The organism is Pseudomonas sp. D1HM (assembly GCF_019266105.1).
GTDB lineage: Bacteria > Pseudomonadota > Gammaproteobacteria > Pseudomonadales > Pseudomonadaceae > Aquipseudomonas > Aquipseudomonas taetrolens.
This window is the reverse complement of the sequence record NZ_LRMN01000018.1, coordinates 1-15,827: the sequence shown is the minus strand read 5'-3', so window position 1 is coordinate 15,827 and position 15,827 is coordinate 1. Positions and strand designations below refer to the sequence as shown.

15 protein-coding genes are annotated in these 15,827 nt (G+C 55.5%); 7 read left to right on the top strand and 8 right to left on the bottom strand.

Features of this window, described 5'->3' with window-relative positions; all coding sequences use genetic code 11:
• Positions 1–87: 87 nt before the first annotated feature.
• Complete coding sequence (locus tag AWM69_RS17670) at positions 88–1,008, bottom strand: LysR family transcriptional regulator (protein ID WP_218727758.1); 921 nt, start codon at positions 1,006–1,008, stop codon at positions 88–90.
• Between the two features lie 116 nt (positions 1,009–1,124).
• Between AWM69_RS17670 and AWM69_RS17665 the strand changes: the two genes are divergently transcribed.
• From AWM69_RS17665 to AWM69_RS17655, 3 genes are all read left to right on the top strand, one after another.
• The gene (locus AWM69_RS17665) at positions 1,125–1,256 is read left to right on the top strand and encodes a hypothetical protein (protein WP_256930410.1); all 132 of its coding nucleotides are present in this window, start codon (positions 1,125–1,127) and stop codon (positions 1,254–1,256) included.
• Between the two features lie 3 nt (positions 1,257–1,259).
• Positions 1,260–2,318, top strand: a complete 1,059-nt coding sequence (locus AWM69_RS17660) for an SDR family oxidoreductase (protein ID WP_218727757.1) — start codon at positions 1,260–1,262, stop codon at positions 2,316–2,318.
• Positions 2,319–2,435: 117 nt separating this feature from the next.
• Positions 2,436–2,987 carry a histidine phosphatase family protein gene (locus AWM69_RS17655; protein ID WP_218727839.1) on the top strand — a complete coding sequence of 184 codons (552 nt, stop codon included), beginning with the start codon at positions 2,436–2,438 and terminating at the stop codon, positions 2,985–2,987.
• 185 nt (positions 2,988–3,172) lie between these two features.
• Here AWM69_RS17655 and AWM69_RS17650 read toward each other — a convergent pair whose 3' ends face one another.
• Entirely contained in the window at positions 3,173–3,616 is a 444-nt protein-coding gene (locus tag AWM69_RS17650) for a GNAT family N-acetyltransferase (protein WP_218727756.1), read from the bottom strand.
• 813 nt (positions 3,617–4,429) lie between these two features.
• The gene (locus AWM69_RS17645; RefSeq protein ID WP_218727755.1) at positions 4,430–6,829 is read right to left on the bottom strand and encodes a membrane-bound PQQ-dependent dehydrogenase, glucose/quinate/shikimate family; all 2,400 of its coding nucleotides are present in this window, start codon (positions 6,827–6,829) and stop codon (positions 4,430–4,432) included.
• Between the two features lie 867 nt (positions 6,830–7,696).
• On the opposite strand from AWM69_RS17645, the gene AWM69_RS17640 reads away from it, so the two are divergent.
• From AWM69_RS17640 to AWM69_RS17625, 4 genes are all read left to right on the top strand, one after another.
• Positions 7,697–8,989, top strand: a complete 1,293-nt coding sequence (locus AWM69_RS17640) for a carbohydrate porin (RefSeq protein WP_218727754.1) — start codon at positions 7,697–7,699, stop codon at positions 8,987–8,989.
• A 1,414-nt stretch (positions 8,990–10,403) separates the two neighbouring features.
• Positions 10,404–10,913, top strand: a complete 510-nt coding sequence (locus tag AWM69_RS17635) for a hypothetical protein (protein ID WP_218727753.1) — start codon at positions 10,404–10,406, stop codon at positions 10,911–10,913.
• A 10-nt stretch (positions 10,914–10,923) separates the two neighbouring features.
• Positions 10,924–11,454: a DUF5384 family protein gene (locus AWM69_RS17630; RefSeq protein WP_218727752.1), complete on the top strand. Its 531-nt coding sequence runs from the start codon at positions 10,924–10,926 to the stop codon at positions 11,452–11,454.
• Positions 11,455–11,622: 168 nt separating this feature from the next.
• Complete coding sequence (locus AWM69_RS17625) at positions 11,623–11,847, top strand: hypothetical protein (RefSeq protein ID WP_256930409.1); 225 nt, start codon at positions 11,623–11,625, stop codon at positions 11,845–11,847.
• Positions 11,848–12,150: 303 nt separating this feature from the next.
• Here AWM69_RS17625 and AWM69_RS17620 read toward each other — a convergent pair whose 3' ends face one another.
• From AWM69_RS17620 to AWM69_RS17600, 5 genes are all read right to left on the bottom strand, one after another.
• Positions 12,151–12,612, bottom strand: coding sequence for a DUF4234 domain-containing protein (locus AWM69_RS17620; protein ID WP_218727750.1), 462 nt, complete (start codon positions 12,610–12,612; stop codon positions 12,151–12,153).
• Between the two features lie 841 nt (positions 12,613–13,453).
• Complete coding sequence (locus tag AWM69_RS17615) at positions 13,454–13,906, bottom strand: DUF2514 family protein (protein WP_218727748.1); 453 nt, start codon at positions 13,904–13,906, stop codon at positions 13,454–13,456.
• A 38-nt stretch (positions 13,907–13,944) separates the two neighbouring features.
• Positions 13,945–14,490 (bottom strand): glycoside hydrolase family 19 protein, encoded by a 546-nt coding sequence (locus tag AWM69_RS17610; protein WP_218727746.1) that lies wholly within the window; start codon positions 14,488–14,490, stop codon positions 13,945–13,947.
• 42 nt (positions 14,491–14,532) lie between these two features.
• Positions 14,533–15,579 (bottom strand): phage late control D family protein, encoded by a 1,047-nt coding sequence (locus AWM69_RS17605; protein WP_218727744.1) that lies wholly within the window; start codon positions 15,577–15,579, stop codon positions 14,533–14,535.
• A gap of 68 nt (positions 15,580–15,647) precedes the next feature.
• On the bottom strand, positions 15,648–15,827 hold a 180-nt coding region (locus AWM69_RS17600), incomplete at its 5' end, for a tail protein X (RefSeq protein WP_218727742.1).

Below are 15,827 nucleotides of genomic sequence, written 5' to 3'. Positions count from 1 at the left end.
GGGGCTGTTTGCCCATTGCGTTGCCAGCGCTTCGGGATACACAAACGGCCCTGTCGGGTTGAATGCCTTGATCCATCGTCACAGGGTTCACCGACTGGGCGGACTGAACAGCGATGTCCCCAAGCGATAATCGTCGACAGTCTCAACACTCAGGGCTTCAAGCAGAAGCGGCTCCAGGATGGCAAAGAAACATTTGATGTGAGCCTGCTTCAACGCCTGAGGCCTGGTGACGAGATAGACCTCCATATCCGGCAGTTCAAGATCCGGAAACAACTCACTCAGGCCCCTCGCCAGAATACGGGGCATGACCGCCACCCCCATCCCTCGTCTTACCGCTTCAAGTTGTGCGACGAACGAGTTCACGCTGATCGGCGCACGATCCAGACCCGCCGCCTTGGCCGCACGTACTTGAGGCAACATGTCCAGCGGCGGAAGCAAGCCGATGCTGTCCGCCGTGGCCGGCGTCAACCCGGGAAACCGCTTCAGGTATCCGGCATCCGCAAAGACACCATAGGCGAGCCTGCCTACGGGTCGATAAATCAGCGAGGGCTCGCCCAGATGCGATGTGCGTAGCGCAATGTCTGCCACGCCACGGGCGACCTTGTGAAAGTCGGCGGTCACCAGCAACTCCACGGAGCAAGCCGGGTACAGGGCAGTAAAACGACGCGCGGCTTCCAGCACACAAGAGGAGAACCCTTCCCCTGCACTGACCAGGACATTGCCACACAGCGCTGCTTGCACCCCGGACAAATCAGCCGCCGCTTGACGCCTCAGGCCCGCTTCCGCTGCCAGCGCAACGTCCACCAGAGACTGACCCCTCGAGGTCAGCCAGCACCCTTCAACACCCCGTTCGACGAGAGGTTCGCCCAGTGCCACCTCCAGCTGGGTCAGACGCCGGGATACCGTAGACGCCGCGATACCCAATAACTGGCCAGCCTGCAGAAAGCTGCCACGCCGCGAGACGGCCAATAACAGACGAAGATCGTCCCAGTTTGCTTGCAACGCCATACCTCCCATCCTCCCTGATGTGCAAATGCGCAAAGCCATTATGCAGGAGACGCTGTTTTTCAGGCGCCGTCTCAACGGTATATCTACAGGCCTTCGAAACCACTGGAATGGAATATATGACTACGGGCCCTCAAGCGTTTGCAGAACGCGCCGCGCACTTCACCTTCCGAGACGGGCTGGCGATCCGTAAAGAGGCCATCTTCGGCCTGGCAGTGTTGATACCGCTCACTGAACAGGACAAGGGATAAGCCATGCACAGCACATTCGTTACCGGAGCAACCGGCTTGCTCGGCAACAACCTGGTGCGGGAGTTGGTCGCGCGTGGCTACGCGGTCAAAGCCCTGGTCCGCTCAAGAATTAAAGGTGAGCAGCAATTCAACGATCTGCCGGGTGTGGAACTGGTTGTCGGGGACATGGCTGACATCGAGGCGTTCGCAGCCGCGCTGCAAGGATGCGACACGGTGTTTCATACCGCGGCTTTTTTCCGCGACAACTACAAAGGGGGCAGCCACTGGGAAGCACTCGAAAAAATCAATGTCACCGGCACCCGCGAGCTGATTCATCAGGCCTATCGCGCGGGGATCCGACGGTTTGTCCACACCTCTTCAATTGCCGTACTGGACGGTCCACCTGACACCGTTATCGATGAAACGTGCCTGCGAGCCGAAGCCGACGCGGATAACTATTACCGCAGCAAAATCCTCGCTGACCGTGAGGTTCTGGCGTTTCTTGAAACGCATCCCGAAATGCAGGCCTGCATGGTTCTACCCGGCTGGATGTGGGGACCCGGCGACATTGGACCGACGTCCTCGGGGCAACTGATCAAGGATGTCGTCAACAGAAAATTACCGGGGCTGATTCCCGGTACGTTCTCCCTGGTCGATGCCCGCGATGTGGCACGGGCCCAGATTGCGGCCGCCCAGCACGGCCGCCGAGGAGAGCGTTATCTCGCGGCAGGCCGCAACCTGACCATGCGTCAGATAGTCCCCCTGCTGGGGCGCATCGCAGGGGTCAAGACACCCAATCGGCAACTGCCGATACCCGCGTTGTACATCCTGGCCAGTGTGCAGGAGGCCTACGCACGCCTGACCGGCAAACCCGTTTTACTGAGCATGGCAACCTTGCGCCTGTTGATCCGAGAAGAGCATCGCACCTGTTTTAACCACCGCAAGAGTGAACAAGAACTTGGCCTGACTTTTCGGGGGCTGGAGCAGACAATAACTGACACCATTACCTGGTACCGGGAACATGGCGGGTTTAAAACCACCACCCCCGATGTACCACGCGGGATAGCCACAGAACGCTCGTAATAGACCACTCATGCGCCGAAGATGAGCCTGCCTGAAAATCCCGAAAACACACAGGGTTCACACTCACTGCCACCCGAACAAGGACGAAAACACACGGTGAAAAAGGAAATCATCCTGATGCGTCACGGCCAGCCGACACTGGCGACACCCCTTAAAATCGCCATGTCCGACATGAAAGGATGGATCGAACACTACAACCGATCCGAAATTGCCGATCAAACCGTCCCGGATGCCAGCATGCGACTCGCCGCATCCGCCAGCGTGATTGTTTCAAGCAGCGCCCCCCGTGCGCTGACCTCTGTCCAGGCCCTCGGCCTGAAACCAGCGGTGGTCGACGCACTGTTCTGCGAAGCACAACTGCCTTATGGTCATTGGCGATTTCCGCGGCTATCACCCTTTACGTGGGCATTTATCTTCCGCGTCTTGTGGCTGTGCGGCTACTCGCGCGACGCCGAACCCGTCAAAGCGGCGAAACTGCGCGCCAACACGGCCGCACAACGACTGCAATCCCTGGCCAGCGAAGGACCGGTCCTGCTGCTCGGCCATGGCGTAATGAATCGACTGATTGCCCGACAACTGCTGGCAGACGGATGGACCCGCCAACAGCAGAACGGCAGCCAGTACTGGAGCACAGCGGTCTATCAATATGACGGTTGCTACGGGGACTGAGTCGCCAGATACCAAAAACGAAAAAGCCCCACAGACGTTAATCTGCGGGGCTTTTCTGCGGAAAAATGACCAAGAAAGTATGCAACCCGGGATAAAGATCAATTTTAGAAAATGCAAACCAGGCGTCGGCCGAACATACCTTGCACGAAGCCCTGGCTGAGCGGATACGCCGGGGTCACAGATCTCTAATTATCATTCAGGCTCTTTTCAAAGCGAACATCACCCTGCGCCAATCTCTCCACGGGCTGCCAGCCGAGGCTTCGGTAGAAGCCACTCGCACGGCTTGCTTCAGCGGTTTCCAGCCATATCGTCTGATGGCGCTGAAAAAGGAACGCTTCTGCTCTATCCATAAGACTGCGCCCCAATCCGTGCCCCTCGTACTCGGGTAGAACGAACGCAGCAAACACACATCCATCCTCCACATCGGCCATGGAAAAACCTGCAGGAACACCGTCGACTTCGGCGATCCAGGCGCACGGAGCCTCCAGAATTGCCTGTTGTATCGTTTCGGGCGTAATCCCCATCTCTGTTAACTGATCACGGGATAAGTGATTTTCCTGAACGCTGGTTCGAATATCAAAAATGGCATTGATATCGGCTGGAGTGGCGAGTCTGATTGTTTTTTCCATAAAACAGCCCTTTAAGTTCTGTACGAAAAGTAATCCCATAAACATCACATCGAGACCCTCGCCGCACAACATTTCGCGAGTGTGTCGAAGCGCGTAACGATGCGCCGGCCCTCCTTCAGCCAGGCAAACAGATACGCGACACAACGCTTCGGCGCCTCAGTTGGGTGTCAGCTTCTCCCCATACGCCGATAGCGTGGTGCAGGATGTCACAGAAGGCGGACTCATCCACAGGAACGGACGATCCAGAGGTGATCACCGAGCCTGCAAACGTCCTCAAATTCGCGTTAACGGAGGCTGGTTGACAGACATGCGAAGAATTGAAAGCCGTATCGCCTAAGCGGCATGATTTGAGCCGATCAACCGGAAAACAAAAAGCCCCGCAGACGTTAATCTGCGGGGCTTTCATTTGTATGGCGGAGAGATAGGGATTCGAACGTTTTCTGTATTCGCCGTATACCGCTCGGGGCCCTGAGTACGGGCTGTTTCATCGGTTCAAGAAAGTCTAAAGCGGTCACAAGCGGACTGTAATTTGCCCTAGCTTTGCCCTAATTACCGGAAACATCTTATCCGGTTGACAGCTCCCAAGCCCCCCTTAATGTGAATAGCCCCAGGTTTCGTGGACATCTTTGATGTCTCCACCTCTGGCCGAAAGCAGACTACCGGACCTATGAGATCAATCGAAGCCCTCTCCTCGTAACAATGACCAAATTTAAGGCGTTAGGTAGGCCGAAGCCTAACAACAACTGGTATAGCACAAAAAAGCCCGCCTGCTGGGGAGCAGGCGGGCCATTTCAGTTAACGTCAATCAAGGCGTTATTTCTGGGTGATGCTGTCGGGCAATGCGTAGGCAATGATGTAGTCACCGACATCAGGCGAGTGGCTCATGCCACCTGCGGAGATGACCACGTATTGCTTCCCGGTAGTGGGGGATTTGTAGATCAGCGGGGCTGCAACCGCACCAACCGGCAGGCGGGCTTTCCAGACTTCTTTGCCGGTGGCTGAATCCAGCGCTCGCAGGTAGTAGTCCTGGGTACCGGCAAAGAACACCAGGCCAGATGCCGTTGAGGTCGGGCCACCCAGTGTTGGCATGCCCAGCGGGATTGGCATGTGCGTTTTGATCCCCAGCGGGCCGGTGTCCTGGACGGTGCCCAATGGAACCTGCCAGACCAGTTTCTGGGTGTTGAGGTCAATGGCGCTCATGCTGCCGAAGGGTGGCGTGTTGCACGGTACGCCCAGTGGCGACTGCAGAATGTCGATTTTCACACCGCCATAGATGCCGGCGACTTGTGGGCGAATGGTTCCCATGAAACCCGGGACTTCATCGGTCGACACGTTGAACTTCTTGGTGTCTTCCTTCTTGACCAGTGACATCCGCAGCGGCATACGCATGTCATTGACGAACATCATGCCGGTGTTTTCGTCGATGGAGATGCCACCCCAGTTCATACCGCCCAGCAAGCCAGGCCATTCGATGTACGGTTTTTCACTTGGCGGTGTAAAGGGACCCAGGTAGACGGAGTCTTTGAACATGATCCGGCAATACAGTTGGTCGAAAGTCGTCACGCCCCACATCGACTTTTCGGTCAGCGGGTCGACACCAATGGTCGGCATCCCGACCGAGAACGGTTGGGTAGGCGACAGGTGCTCGCCTTCTGCGGCTGGAGAGGTAGGAACCGCGCGTTCTTCAACTTCTGTAACCGGCTTGCCGGTACGACGATCCAGCACAAAGATGTTGCCGGTCTTGCTGGTCTGGATCAAGACCGGCGTCTTTTCGCCCTGGGCGTTTTTGATGTCATAGAGGACAGGCTGCGAAGGCAGGTCATAGTCCCAGACGTCGTGGTGAACGATCTGATACACCCATTTGGCTTTACCGGTTGATGCATCGACTGCAACGACGGCCGTGCCAAACTTCTCTTTAACCTGGTTGCGATCACCACCCCAGTAATCGGGCGGGCCATTGCCCGTAGGCAGGTAGACCAGATTCAACTCTTTATCGTAGGTCGGAATTGTCCAGACGTTAGGCGTCTCCAGAGCGAACTGATGATCGTCTGCCGCTGTGTTCTTGCCCTCTGGAGCACCGACGTCCCATGCCCACACCAACGCACCTGTCAGAACGTCGAATGCGCGCACGGCACCGGAAGGTTCGCCCGCCACAATGTCCCGTACCCAGCCACCGACCACGGTAAGGTGGCCCATGACAACCGGCAGTGAGGTCGGGTGATAGCGCTTGCTGTTTTCAGTCGGGCCCATGCCTTTTTTGAGATCGACATAACCGTTGTCACCAAAGCTCGGGCACAGGGTGCCGGTATGCGCATCAAGCGCAAACAAACGGGCATCTACAGACGACACCAGAATACGCTGGCGGCACTGCTGTTCATTGCTATATGACGCCTTGACCTCAGCGCTCAGGCTGTCGTCTTTATCGATGTCGTAATAGCCCACGCCGCGGCAAGTCACGTGCTCTTCGCTTTTGGCTTTGGGATCGAATTTCCAGAGCGGGGTCCCGGTATCACCGTCCAGGGCGGTAATCAGGTTCTCCGGTGTGCACGAGTACAGAACGTTGCCGATCTGCAACGGCGTGTTTTCGTCTACACCCGCGCCGGCACCCGTGGTGCGGCGGCCTGTTCTGTAGGTCCAGGCAACCTGCAGGTCCTTGACGTTGTCCGGGGTGATTTGGGTGTAAGGAGCAAACCGTGTTCCCGAGGCATTACGCCCAAAGAACTCCCAGTTTTCAGGGGCGTTGGAGGGCTCTTCGGCCTTGGGTGCGTCAGTGGCTGCGATCGGGTTCGAGATCCCGCCGTGGGGGTAGAACGCAGCAATGAATGTCGCGACCAGCGCCAGGAATACGGCAAATCCGAACCGGTTAGCGACGCGCCGGGTGCTCAGGGACGTGTCCGGCAACGCGGCGCCGACCCACAGACTGAGTGTCAGGATGATGGCCGGAATGACCAGGCGTGGCAGCAGTTCCCAATAGCTGAACTGACCCACTTCATAAAAGGCCCAGGCACAGGTTGCAAGGAATATGGCAACGGAGAGCGTGAGACCAATGCGCTTGCGCAACAGAAAGAGCGCCGCCAGAACCAGATAAGCCAAGCCCGCGATCAAGTAATAACTTGACCCGCCCAGCGCCACCAGTTTGATCCCGCCATAAATCAAAGCCAGTGCCACGGCAAATACAAACAGGGAAAACAGCACCCTCGCGATAGTACTCATTGAGCGTCTTGCAGTTTGAGATGGTTTGTCATTCGTCATTTTCGTGAATGCTCTGTGGGTGAATACAAAACTGCCCGCACGGTGTGCGAACAGCTGGATCGAATGTTCAGTCCGAGCCGTAATGGGCTGGGCATGGCACGTGTCGGAATCCGGGCTGCTGTCGTGCCGGCAGCAAGCGAGCACTGGATATCAGCGTAGCAGGTTGCTGCACTCGCAATGATACGCCGAAGGCTCTACGAAACGCGGGGGAGGTGTTTGTCTGGGCACTGCTGGCTCGACGTTCCGAGATTGGGCTGGAGACGCAGAGTCAGTTTATACGGGTGCTTTTTTTGATAAATCCAGGGAATTGAGAAACATTGTTGGTGAAATAGTAATAATCCATGGCAACGCTGGGATTGCTGCCCCCCTCATGTTTTCTCTTCTTTTGACGTGCTAGTGACCTCAAAAGCAATGAGCGATGAAAAATAACGATCGTCGCTTCTGGAAGCGAAATTCCGGATATCGCCACCGAATTATTACTGTATCACCAACAATGTTTCTCAATTCCCTGGATTTATCCAAAAAAACATCGGCATAAACTTAGCCTTACGGCTCCCACCGGACGACATTCATCAGCCCTGTCACTTTCAGGCCCTGTTAGTCGTGTGAGGCGAGGATCCGAACGGCTTCGAGCACCTGCAATCCCGTCAGAAACCCGATCATGGACACCCCCTTGTACACCCAAGGAGGGACCAGCTCGGCCCGGAATCAGGTGCTGACACTGCAGTTCTCACGACGGTATCAGGCCAGAAAAGCAAGAGCTGGCCAGTTTCCTGCCAGCGTGTAGCTGAGCGCTGCACCAACATTTTTGCAACGGAGCACTCCCCAATGTTTTTTTCTTTCCGCGCGCTGCTGACCACCAGCCTGTGCAGCGGTTTGTCGCTGTGTATCTTGAGCCCGTCCTCAGCACTGGCTGACTCATCCGATCTGATGAGTCGTTCGACACTTACTGGCGATTGGGGCGGTGAGCGCCAAAAACTGGCTGACAAGGGCATCACGCTGACCGGTGACTACAGCTCTGAAACGATCTCCAACCTGCATGGCGGGATCAAGCGCGGTACGCGTTACGCGCAACAAATACGCGTGGGTGCCAGGTTTGATCTGAGTAAATTGCTCGACACCCCGGACGCCGGATTTGTGCAAATTCTGGTTAACGACCGTCGCGGCCATAGCGCCACGGAAGACTTGCTCGGCAACCGCCTGTCTGCGCAAGAAAACTACGGTGGCGAATACACGCGACTGACCGAGTTCAGTTACCAGCGCAATCTGTTTTCTGCGGACGTGTCTGCCAAAATCGGTTACATGGTGATGGGTACCGATTTTGGTGGCATGCCGATCCTGACCAACTTTGTGAGCGCCGGCTTTTGTGCGCACCCATTGACCATGTCCAGCGGCAGCGGGTGGGGCAACTACCCGACGGCTCACTGGGGTGGAGAGTTGCGTTACGACGTCAACGATTCACTGACGCTGCAAACCGCGGTATTCCAGGTCAACCCGGAGCACAACAGCCTTCCCTCCGAAGCGTTTTCCATGCCCAGCCACGACTCCACCGGGGCCATTCTGCCGCTGGAAGCCATCTTCAATAACAGCGCCTTTCTCAATGGCCAATACAAGGTCGGCTGGTACTACGACAGCTCTGACTCGCCAAAAATTGGCAGCACAGAAAAAAGCAGCAACCGCACCGGGGCCTACGTGTTGATGGACCAGGCAATCTGGAGGGATGAGCAAGACCCTGAAAGCGTGCTGCGTCTGTTCGGCCAGGCGGCCACCAGCAACGCCGCCACCTCGCCAATGCGCCGCTGGTACTCGGTAGGGTTGGTCAAGCAAAAGCCTTTTGCCAGCCGCCCGCATGACAGCATTTCCTTTGGTTACGGCCGAGCCGTACTCAACTCGCGTACGCGGGATGTGCAAGAAGCGGCGGCGACCAGCTTCGGCGAATCCGAGATGATCGCCAACCTCGACAATGGCGAGCAGATGATTGAGCTTAACTATGGCGCGCAGGTCACCCCTTGGCTGCTGCTGCGTCCTGACCTGCAGTATTACATTGAGCCTGGTGCGTTCTCCGGCAAAAAAAGAGACAACGCATTGGCCGTGGGCTTACAGATCAAAGCGACGTTTTAAACAGAGGGATTGTGTGTGGTTTCAGCAAGAGCCTGCAGAGATTCACAATATCTCTATCTTAACTTCAAGACTCCATGACCAAGTACCCCCATCCATGATCGAAGCAGGTGATCGCCTGCCAGATCCATAAGTCATCTCAACACATAAATAAGTAACTGGGTTATCGCAATCACCGGATATTGGCCGACCACAGCAGCAGCGCCTTGACGCGTGCCGTGATACATCGTTCATGACTAGGTATAAGCTTTCAATCTCTACCGATTTAAGCATCTTATCGCTCTGGTTTAGCGACGGTTAATCCAATGGGTTGATGGAACGAATCTGCCCCACTCGGTACAGGATCACCAGGTCACCGCTGATGTCGTTAAGCACCTCGACCGATGCTGGGCCCTCTCCGCTTTGTGCACGGATTAGGAGCCTTGACTGGGCTTGCAGGACAGATCTGCCTGTTTGGTGGCCGGGCTGGATATTGGCGCATCCTGCTTCGGCCGCTCCTTTTACTTCGTGTCAGATACTTCTTTACCCTAGGCCTGAAAGGCCTGCATCGCAATCAATCCTTAGTCCCCATCTCCGGTAATTCCCATAGTGCGTTGAGCATGTAATGGGGCAAGTCAAACGAACATAATCGCCCCCATCGCAGCAATGACCAATCAATACATCTCTGGTAGTCTCGGCGCCACGTTCGTCCGACATGAAGGGATGGAGGCGAAAATAGAAGCCCTGGAACCGCGAACTTCCGGGGCTTTGCTTTTTGATTACTCGGCCAGTGCGCACAGGGTCAATGAAAAAGCCGTGATCCAGAGAGCGGTCATCAACACTGACATCCAAATGATGTTCCTGATCCATTGCTCTTTCTTGTGCAAGGCTTTATTTCAATGGTTTGACGTTAGCCCATGACGGCATGCCGGGATTTATCGAGGTTTTAGAGACCAACCTCAACAAATCCCCGGACGCCCCCCAGTCCTCCCCGCACCATTCGCCCTAGAATTGGTCCACACACTCGAGAAGCGATCACTCTGGCACCACGCGGAAGGGCCACCCAAGGTGGCCTCCTCACATACAACGGTTGCGATCTATTGATACCCCCGTCGCGGCCACTGTGCTTTACCCAAATAGCAAACCATGTCGCGCTACGCACCTGCTGCTGGCCTACCGCCTGCAGGTGATCCAGCAACTGCGCCCCCCAGATTGGCGAACGTCACCGTTAACACTGCGACTGCAGACCCAAGGTGATGCGCTCCGCCAGCGCGGCGGTAGCGGGGAGACATGGCGTAAATCGCGCAAAGCTCGCTCATAGTCCTAAAAGTTTTCTTAGCCTTACCTTCTCGAGTTTGATTAGAATGATGGCACTTCGCCTTCAAATCACGATAGATTATCCCATTCGGGATTTCTTACGCTCATAGAGATATTAGAAATGATGATGCTAAAACGCTGCTTGGTGCTTTCTACTTTTGCCGTTCTTGCTGGCTGCCAATCCACCGGCGAGGAGTATCAAGCAGATGTATTTGATGCCTCTCAGGTAAACACTCAGCAGGAAGCTAAAACCGTAAAAATCATTACGATTTCCCCAAGCAAAATTAAAGTCAGCAATGAGAAGAATAAGAACGCAGCCATGATGGCAGGAGGGGTACTGGGTCTTATCGGTGGTGCTGCGCTGGGCAATACGAAAAACACTGACACGGCCCTAGTTGGCGGTGTCGCGGGTGGCGCTGCTGGTGCGATGGCTGGATCGTTAGTCAATGGCACCACCTTAGTTCCAGGCGTACTAATTGGTTATTCCGAAAACGGCAAGATCTTCACTTCTGCACAAGTCGGTCGACCTTGTGAATTCAAGGTTGGCGAAATATCTCTGATGGTAATGACGCTCTCCAACGAAACACGTATTCAGCCGAATGCGACATGTCCAGAACCAAAGAAAAGCTAAGGGGCCGAATATGAAACACATTGCTCTGGGCTCCGTCCTAGCACTGCTCACCATGCCTACATTGGCAAACCAATTCGATAACCTGCACAAAATCGAACTGCAAACCAAACAGGCTGAGGCGGCCTCTGAAGCGGAACGTAGTCGCCAAGCCGCAGAGCTACGGTCCCGCGCCGAAGCCCGCAGCGCTGCGGAGCGTCGGCAACGTGCAGTAGCGCAGCAAGCAGCGCAGCAAAAGGCCTATGAGCAGCGCAAGACACAAGAGATCGAGCATAAGCGTGTTCAAACTCGTGAAGAAAGCTTCGAAGACGAGCAACGAGCACTGGATCTAGAAGAACGCCGTCTAGCAATACAAGCCAAGCGAGCCCGTGCTGCACGCACAAACGATTACATCGATGCAGAACTGCGTAATGAAGCTGCACGTACCGATGTGATCCAAGCCGAAGCTGACTCAGCACGTAATATAACTTCCGGCACTAAGTCCCTACTGGAAGATGCCGGAAAAGCTGAGGTCAATCGCTCTAGCCGCTTATTCGGCAAGTAATCTTCCTATCTATCGCCCCCGGACCAAGGTCCGGGGACCCCCGCTATCAGAGATAAATCCATCATGCTACGTTTATTTTCGCTAGTTGCCGTAGGCCTCCTCTTAAGCTCTTGCTCCAAAGAAGACCCTAAAAAACAGTTATCGACCGTCGACTTACACGGGAGCCTGGTGATTGACCAAGAAATGACGTCCAGCCGTCAGTCCCAAGGAATAAACGGTGAATATTACAAGCGTATCCTCACCGTTAATGGTCAAGAAATGATACTGGCTGACTTCATCAAACAATATTGCCCTGATGCCAATACTCGCAACGAAACTTGCGTGAAAGCCTACCGCATCAAGAAAATCGATGATGTCAGCGGAGCAACCAAATTCCTCCCTAGTGGGCTCTAACATCCATATTTGATCAAGCCACAATAAACGATCTGAGAATTCCCTCCTCTCGCCTCCAGCAAGGCCCCAATTCATTGGGCAACACCTCATCAGCAAACCCAGTCCCCAGATAAGAGCGTTGCGTTATTGGTTTTGTTGGAAGGTTTCTGATTCGACAGGCTAAGCAGTTAGCCATGCTGTGGAAGCACGGCGAAGGCTCAGAGGCGTTCAAACGATTGACAGTAGGCCCCTTAAGGTTCCTAGTAAACGATTGCCAAGCGAACAGCTGGCAATCGTGTTGAGACTGCCAGCCTGTCGAGCAAATCAGATCTGAGTGGTTTGACCACGCAGGATCTGTTGCTTGCGTTGCTCTTCTGGCAGGTCGTTGATGCAGTAATTGATGTAGAAGACGTTCAGAAAGAAAGTGTAGAACGCGTTCATGCGCAGATCGATTTTATGCTCGCGAAGGGCGTATTCCGACAAAGCGTTTTTGGCTTTAAACGCCCAGACGATATACAGGGCGTTTGCCGCAATAATCAGAATGCCGGATAACGCATCGAACAGGGCCTCACCCACATTAGATAAAGCGCCACTCCAGCCAAGGCAGACGGCCAGCCAGATGATGTAGGTGTTATCGACCAGTTTGATCTTAGCTGTTTCGCTGATTTTCTGATTGGCTCTGACAAGCCACAGCAACAGGTACAGCCCGAGGGTTGCAGTCGACAGCAATACCATATTCAAGGTTTTGGTATTGATCTTGTCTTTTAGCTCATTGATGTCAGGCATAGCGATTCCATGTTCAGGATAGGGGGGTGTCGTACATGAAGGGGTTAAAGTGGAGGCATTGTTCTACGGAATGGGGTAATGCACTCATTCCCTTTGCTATCTCTAGCCTGTGGCGATTGATTAGAAACGGGGTTCTGAATCAATGCTGACCATCTTCCCTGAAAATGATAGCACAATGATGTCACATTAAGTTCGACCGAGATCCTCACTTGGATGATTAATGAGCAAGTAGGCGCGCAGGCCGTAGGCAGCTGCGTGAAGGCGCGAAGTAATCGTACGCAGACTTTGAACCAGTGCCGCTGCTGGGAGGCGCACGATTTTTGATCAGCTAACGGTGCCTGTACTTACCTAACCAGCTTCGACCGCTCCTTTTATTTCGTGCCTGACACTTCTTGGGCGTAGGCCTGACAGCCCTACAGCGAGATCAGTACTTGGTCGCCATCGCCGGTAATTCCGATAGTGCGTTGTGCATGTACTGGGGCAAATCAAACGAACACAATCCCCCCATCGCAGCAATGACCAATCAATACATCGCTGGTAGTCTCACTAGCACGTTCGTCCGACATTAAGGGATGGAGGCGAAAATAGAAGCCCTGGAGCCGCGAAACTCCGGGGCTTTGCTTTTTGGCTATTGAGCTATCGCGTACGCGACCAATGCCACAGCAGCGATGCAGAAAGACATTAGTAAAACTGACATCCAGATGACTGTCATATCCATGATAATTGCCACTCCTTATGCAAAGCTTGGACTCAAGGTAAAGATTTTAGTCCCATTAGCTGCGCCCACAATTAAATTTGCCTTGCGCGTCATCTCCAGCATGCATCCCCCCCGTAGCCCCTTTCAGTGTTGCATAGCTACGGCGTCGTAGGATCGTTCGCAGACGAACCCGGCCCGACGACTTTCTGTAAGCGCTGCCGCCAGTTCACCCGCATATCCATCAGCTTCTGATCGCAGCTCGGCGAGCAGATCGACAAGGTCGCTGATTGTCTTGCCTCGCTCGGCAATGCGGCTATTAAGATCGGCCTTGTCGGCAAGTAACCTTCGGGTTTGATCGCGCAGGCTGTCATGGTCAGCGCGCTGCTGAGCAGCAAGAGCATCATCTTTCTGTTTTTGATCCGCCGCATTGTCGCGCACCTGGTCGATGTTTCGTTGGAGTTTCTGCTCGGCTAACCGGGCATCCTCGCTCGCGTTTGCTGCAGCCGTGGCCGTGCCTGACCTGTAACTGGCGTAATCCGCGCGAACTTCCATTACCTGAAAGGTCTGGTAGCCCAGGCCAGCGAGCAGAGCAATCATTGTCCATACCCAAACTGGAACAAGCCTGAACGTAGCTATCACGCCAACACCTTGAGCGCCCGGGCATATAGCGCCTGACGATCCGCTGCGCCGTTCTGCCCGCCATTGATGCGCCGAGTGATCGTGTCGAACTTGCCCGCATCAGCCAAGGTGTTCAGGCCTCGAGTCGCCCAAAACCACGCAGCGGACATACTGGCGTGTTGCGGTTTCTCCAGCAGCTCAGGGTGATTGACCAGGTCAAGGCCCAGGGCTTCGCCACACTCGACGTAGTTGGCCCGGCCGGTGATCTGGATCAGGCCACGGCCGCGATACTTCTGACCGTCACCATCAGCCTCTGGTGTGTTCCCCAAGCGCTTGGCGAGTGAGCCTGTGTCGTACTTACTGAGGTACTGGTTGTTGCCCAGCTCGCGCACATAACGGAACTGGCCGGACTCATGGCCGACCTGAGCAATAAACGCCGCTACGCGCTTCAGGCCAACGATCTGGTAGTGGTTCATGGCCGTGTTGAGGGCGGACACAAAAACGCCGGCTGATTGGCCGGCGTTCGGGAGGATCTGCAGCAGTTGCTGCGTAGTGATGGACATTGGGTATCTCCAGACAAAAAACCCGCACAAGGCGGGCTGGGGTTAATTGGAGTTGAGATCAACGACTTTCAGTGTCTTCGCGGGCTTCTTGCCTTTAGCCTTGGCCTTGCCCTTCTTGCCAGCATTGCACTCGATGGTGGTCGACCAGCCCGACTGGGTGAACACCTGCTCCCGGGAATCCACCAGGTACTCGCCATCGAGCCCGTCCTTGAACCCTTGAGCGTTGATCATCCGCTCCGCGAATAGGTCAGAACGGCCGGGCATTTCCAGCCGTACGCCTGCAGTCGAGCGGTTGAATGCGGCCAAGCGTGCCTTGGCGGCCTGCTCGGCGGCTGTCTTGTTCGGGTGGACATGCCGATCGGTATGCACCGGAGGCAGTCCGTCCGGAGAGTCGTCGTTGTTCAGGTTCACCACCGCCAGTTTGCCGGTGGCCTTGTTCTGGTACTTGGTGCTGACGGCCTTGTGTGTCGAACGATCGCCCAACCGAAAGCTGTAGCGGCTGACGTCTGATTTGTTGATGGTGACGACGCCCAGTGTCTTGCCGCTGGCCGTAACGCTGCCCTGTCGCGGCATGACGATCAGCTTGCCGTCAGCGACCTTGGCGGTGCAGTCGTGCTGTCGAGCCAGTCGGGTGATGAAATTAAAGTCCGACTCACCCAACTGGTCAGCCCGGGGCACGATCGTGGCTACCGTACAGGCCGGCTCCCATCCATTACGCCGGGCCACTGTGCTGACGATGGTGGCCAAGCTGTCGCCTTCCCAGCTACCGCTGCGCGTGGTCTTGCCACTGCCGCGCATGTCGCTGGCCTTGCCGCGAATCACCAGCGTGTCCGGAGGACCGGACACCTCGACCTCATCAACCACATAGCGGCCCTCCCGGGACAAGGTCGACCCGGCATAGCCCAGATAGATTTCGATGCCGGCACCCCGTGCCGGCAGCGTGACGGCGCCGTCACGGTCATCAATGCGCAACTCAAACTCGTCCGACTCCATCCCGGGCTTATCCGAGGTGCGCAATAGCAACAGCCGGTCATTGATCATGCGGGTGATATCGCTGCCATCGGCGACGATGCGAAAAACGGGCGTCATATCCAGCTCCAACAAAAAGCCCCGCACAAAGGCGGGGCTCAGGTTTTAAGGCGCGTTACGCGTAACAATCAGCTCCAGAGCTGGACGGCCTGCTCATCGCTGGCCAGCGCCAAGTCCGGCAACACGATCAGCACGCCGCCGCGATACGGCTCAGGCTTGGCGGCCAGCCCGGGGTTGGCCTCCAGCACCGCCTCCACGCTGCCGTTGAGGTGGCCATAGGCGTTGTGACAAATGGTGTAGAGCTTGTC